4 protein-coding genes and 1 pseudogene are annotated in these 4482 nt (G+C 75.4%); 3 read left to right on the top strand and 2 right to left on the bottom strand.

The features are described 5' to 3' along the window. Positions 1 to 245, bottom strand: a pseudogene (locus AB0E96_RS38550) (ATP-dependent DNA ligase); the annotation flags it as partial. 335 nt (positions 246 to 580) lie between these two features. Here AB0E96_RS38550 and AB0E96_RS38545 point away from each other — a divergent pair. From AB0E96_RS38545 to AB0E96_RS38535, 3 genes are all read left to right on the top strand, one after another. Next, positions 581 to 1060: a GNAT family N-acetyltransferase gene (locus AB0E96_RS38545; protein ID WP_359831117.1), complete on the top strand. Its 480-nt coding sequence runs from the start codon at positions 581 to 583 to the stop codon at positions 1058 to 1060. A 283-nt stretch (positions 1061 to 1343) separates the two neighbouring features. Continuing rightward, the gene (locus AB0E96_RS38540; protein WP_359831115.1) at positions 1344 to 2174 is read left to right on the top strand and encodes a CAP domain-containing protein; all 831 of its coding nucleotides are present in this window, start codon (positions 1344 to 1346) and stop codon (positions 2172 to 2174) included. Positions 2175 to 2484: 310 nt separating this feature from the next. Further along, positions 2485 to 4089, top strand: a complete 1605-nt coding sequence (locus tag AB0E96_RS38535) for a sigma-70 family RNA polymerase sigma factor (RefSeq protein ID WP_359831113.1) — start codon at positions 2485 to 2487, stop codon at positions 4087 to 4089. Between the two features lie 24 nt (positions 4090 to 4113). Here AB0E96_RS38535 and AB0E96_RS38530 read toward each other — a convergent pair whose 3' ends face one another. After that, positions 4114 to 4350, bottom strand: a complete 237-nt coding sequence (locus tag AB0E96_RS38530; RefSeq protein WP_359831111.1) for a hypothetical protein — start codon at positions 4348 to 4350, stop codon at positions 4114 to 4116. Positions 4351 to 4482 lie beyond the last annotated feature (132 nt).

Below are 4482 nucleotides of genomic sequence, written 5' to 3'. Positions count from 1 at the left end.
TCCCGCTCCGCCTCCCGCACCCCGAGCGAGGCCTCCGCCGCGGGCTCCGGCAGCCCCCGCAGCGCCGCCGGGCCGATCCCGGTCCGCAGCCGCTGCGACTCCCCGGACAGCAGCGCCACGGCGGCAGCCCCGTCCACCGGCCCCAACCCCCGCAGGCAGGCGGCCAGCAGCTCCGTCTTCGCCCGCCGCCCCGGCTCCGCCGCGACCTCCCGCGACACCGACGCCAACCGCGACAACCCCGGCACACCATCACCTCCACCCTCCTCAGCATCCGGCCCCGCCCCCGTCCCCGCACGACGACACCGGCCCCCGGGGCCGGCTGCCCGTCCCGTCCCCGCACGACGACGCCCACGCCCGGGACCGGCTGCCCGCCCCCGTCCACCGGCGCCGGCGTCAGGGAGGCGAAGCGCCGCCCGTCGGGTCCGGCCGGCCGCCTCGCGCGACCGCAGGGGCGGGGCGCTCCGCAAGGCGCCGGAGTGGCACAGCGGGCGGGCGGTCTTGGCCGGGGCGGTGATCAGGGGAGGATCGACGGGGCGTCATGCTGGGGGCTCGCACTGCCGCCCGAGTGATGGAGACCGAGATGAGCGACACCCCCACGACCGACTGGACGATCGGCGCGCCCGAGGCCGGTGACTACGCCGCCTGGCGTGAACTCTTCCGTGGGTACTGCGAGTTCTACCGGGTGCCGATCCCGGAGGAGAAGGCCGAGCTGGTGTGGTCCTGGCTGATGGACCCGGGGCACGAGCTCGCGGGGCTGCTGGCGCGGGACGGGGACGGCCGGCCGGTCGGCCTGGCGCACTACCGGCCGTTCGCGCGTCCGCTGCACGGGGCCGTCGGGTGCTTCCTGGACGATCTGTTCGTGGCGCCGGAGGTCCGCGGCGGCGGAGCGGTGGACGCGCTGTTGGGCCGGCTGCGGGAAATCGCGGCGGAACGTGGGTGGGTCACCGTCCGCTGGATCACCTCCGAGGACAATTACCGGGCCCGTGGCAAGTACGACCAGGTCGCCACCCGGACCAGGTTCATCACCTACGACATGGCTCCGGAGGCACCGGTCGGCTGAGCCCGCGGGCCGACCGCCGGACATTCGTTCGGAATTTCTGTTATCGGCGCCCCGCCGGGAGGTCTCCCCAGTGTCGGCACCCGACCAGTCGACCCGGAACAGAAAGCGTGGCCACGTGAACAGCGACGACAGGACGACCATTCTCCCGGCGAGCGGGGGCGGTGCCGGAAGCGACAGCGGGAGCGGAACCCGGGGCCGCTCCGGCGGCCGGGCGGCGCGGCGGGCTGCCGAGCGGCACACCGGTCGGGGCCGGCGCGGACGGCGGCGCGGCGGGATCGTCCCGGTGACCGCCGTCGTCGCGGCCGTGGCCGGCACCGGGCTGATCGCCGCGCTGGCGGGCGCGGGCTACGCGGCGTTCGGCGGCAAGCAGACCGACCGTGACATCGCGGGCCAGTCGCTGGCCGCCGACATGCTGATCGCCGCGGAGCTGGGTACCCACGAGGGCATCCAGGTGCCCGGCGCCGGGGGGACCAACCCGGACGTCCAGCCGGGGGCCGCCGCCACCACCGCCACCGCCGGTCCGACGGCCGCCCCGAGCACCCCGGCCGCGCCGGCCCCGGCCACCACCGCGCCGGCCGCCCCGACGGCTTCGGCCTTCGCCTCCCCGAGCGCCGCTCCCACCCCCACGGCCGCCGCGGCCAAGGCGACTCCGCCCCCCACCCGCACCACCGCTCCGGCCCAGACCGCCGCCAAGCGGGCCGCCGCCCAGCCTGCGGGCGGGGGCGCGTCCCCGTCGGACGCCCAGCAGGTCGTGAACCTGGTCAACGCCGAGCGTGCCAAGGCGGGCTGCGGACCGGTCAGCGCCGAGCCCCGGCTGGCGAGCGCGGCCCAGTCGCACAGCGACGACATGGCGGACCGCAACTACTTCGACCACGCCAGCCCCGAGGGCGACCACGCCGACCACCGGATCGAGGCGGCCGGCTACAGCTGGAGCACCTGGGGCGAGAACATCGCCCGCGGGCAGAAGGACCCGGCCGCCGTGATGGAGTCGTGGATGAACAGCCCCGGCCACCGGGCCAACATCCTGAACTGCTCGTTCAAGCAGCTCGGAGTGGGCGTGCGGACCGGCGCCAACGGCCCGTGGTGGACCCAGGTGTTCGCCGCCCCGGCGTGAGCCGGCCGTCGAGCGGCTGTCGAGCGGCCGCGAGTCGGCCGCGTACCGGCCACGAGCCCGCCGTGAGTCCGTCTTCGGGTGAACCGCGTCCGAGGTGAACCGCGCCCGCCCCGCGCCCGCCCGTTTCCGCACCTGACCGCGCGTTTCCGTACCTGACCGCTCGTGGTCCGGCCCGTTCCCACTACCGGGCCGGACCGACCGGTCCGGCCCGATTTTCCGATTCCGTGCACATTGTTGTTATCTGATCACTCCCCAAAGGTCTCCGAGGAGGCAGCGGCGGACGGAAACACGGCAAGACGGAGTGCGGACCATGAACGCTGATGTGCAGAACAGGACCGGGACCAGCCTGGTGCTCGCGGCGCAGGCAGGTGACCGGCAGGCCCAGGAGGCGCTGGTCGCCGCCTGGCTGCCGCTCGTCTACAACGTGGCCGGCCGCGCCCTCGGCGGCCACGCCGACGTGGACGACGTGGCGCAGGAGACCATGATCCGGGCCCTTGACGGCCTGGACGGGCTCCGCGACCCGGAGTCCTTCCGGTCCTGGCTGGTCGCCATCACCATGAACCAGGTGCGGCGCCGGCACGCCGCCGGCCAGCAGCAGCCGACCGTCGGAGGCCTGGACGAGACTTGGGAGGTCGCCGACCCGCGTGCCGACTTCACCGATCTCACCATCCTGCGCCTCGGCCTGTCGGGCCAGCGCCGCGAGGTGGCCGAGGCCACCCGCTGGCTGGACCCCGACGACCGCGAACTGCTCGCCCTCTGGTGGCTGGAGGCCGTCGGCGAACTGACCCGCGCCGAGCTGGCCGAGGCCCTCGACCTGAGCCCCCAGCACACCGCCGTGCGCGTGCAGCGGATGAAGAAGCAGCTCGAAGCGGGCCGTGTCGTCGTCCGCGCGCTCTGCGCGTACCCCCGCTGCCCCGGGCTGACCGAGCTCACCGCGGGTTTCGACGGCACCCCGAACTCGGTCTGGCGCAAGCGCATCGCCCGTCACATCCGTGACTGCGCCGACTGCGGCGGTCTCGGTCGGGACCTGTTCCCGGCCGAGGGGCTGCTGGCGGGCCTCGCCCTGGTGCCGATCCCGCTCGGCTCGCCCGTGCTGCTGCACTTCCAGCACACCGCGGCCGCCGTCGCCTCCTCGACCGCCGCCGCCGGAGCGGGCTCCGGAGCGGGATCGGGTGCCGGGGCCCATGCCGGTGGCGCGCACGCGGGAGCGGCAGGGCACGGCGGTTGGGCCGGCACCGCGGCCCGCAAGGCCGTCCTGGTGAGCGGCGCCGCCGCGGCCGTCGCCGTGACCACCCTCGCCCTGGTCTTGCCGCAGACCGACGGGCCGTCGCAGGGGGCGGCACCGGAGCCGACCGCCCCGGCCGCGGCCCTGGACGTAACCGCGGCGGCCGCCGCACCCGTTGCCGTCACCCCGACGCCGACCCCGACACCCGGCGAGACCCCGGCACCTACAGAGACCCCGACGGCGACGGCGGCGCCCACATCGACGCCGACCGCGACCCGTTCCTCCTCCGCGACACCGCAGGCCAACCCGGAGCGCCAGCTGGTCGACCTGGTCAACGCCGAACGGGCCAAGGCCGGTTGTGCCCCGCTGCGGATCGATCCCCGGCTGCACGGCTCGGCCCAGAAGCACGCGGACGACATGGCCACCCGCGCCTTCTTCGACCACGTCAACCCGGACGGCGTCCGAACCGAGGCCCGGATCACCGCCGCCGGTTACCGCTGGTCCCAGTGGGGCGAGAACCTCGACCGGGGGCCGACCACTCCGGCCGCCGTCTTCGCCCGCTGGATGGACGGCGGAATCCACCAGTCCAACATGCTCGACTGCGGGTTCAAGGACATCGGCGTCGGCTTCGCCACCAGCCCCGCCGGCACCCCGTACTGGACCCAGGACCTCGGAGCCCCGCTGTCCTGAGCCGTCCCGAGCCGCCGGAGGGGACTACGCGGGCGTGGCCGCCACCAGGCCGTTCGCCGAGCCGGTCACGTAGCCGGTGGCCTCCCCGAGGACGCCGCCCGCGTCACCGACCTGCCCGGGCGCCACGTCCGGAGCGCTGCTCAGCGGCCCGGGCAGCCCCTCCTGCCCGCCCAGGGCACTGGCATGCGCACTCGGCGCGGTGAGGGAGGCCACGACGCCAACGGCGAGCGAGGCGACGGCGAGCATGCTGCGCTTCTTCATGGCCGGTCCAACGACGCTGCGCCGGAAGGGTTACGGCCCACCGCGCCCGGCCGCGCCCGGCCGCGCCCGGCCGCCCCCGTGCTGCACTTCGAATCCTTGCGCGCACATGACACTCAATGTCGACCCTGCGCC

This window comes from Kitasatospora sp. NPDC036755 (assembly GCF_040636595.1).
GTDB lineage: Bacteria > Actinomycetota > Actinomycetes > Streptomycetales > Streptomycetaceae > Kitasatospora.
The sequence above is the reverse complement of the archived record's forward strand: the minus strand, read 5'-3'. Positions and strand labels throughout refer to the sequence as shown.